At 63.8% G+C, this 260-nt stretch carries 1 protein-coding gene; it reads left to right on the top strand.

Translation table 11 applies throughout. The annotated features are described in order from the left end of the window. A partial coding sequence (locus tag SB775_RS30885) for a carbohydrate ABC transporter permease (protein ID WP_410865075.1) occupies positions 1-260 on the top strand: 260 nt, incomplete at both ends.

The raw sequence follows: 260 nt of genomic DNA, 5'->3' as shown, positions 1-260 counted from the left end.
AGCCGCGTCAGCATCTTCCTGCCCTACGCCGTGCCCGCAGTGATCAGCTCGCTGCTGTGGGGATTCCTCTACCTCCCGTCGGTGAGCCCCTTCGCCTACCTCACCAAGCTCCTGGGCGGGACGCCGCTGAACATCCTCAGCCCGGATCTCGTCATCTTCGGCGTCGCCAACATCGCTCTGTGGGGCGGCGTCGGATTCAACATGATCGTCATCTACACATCGCTGCGCGCCATCCCCACAGACATCTACGAGGCGGCCAG

The organism is Peribacillus sp. SIMBA_075 (assembly GCF_046534585.1).
Note: the sequence above shows the minus strand (reverse complement) of the source record. Positions and strands in the feature narration are given on the sequence as shown.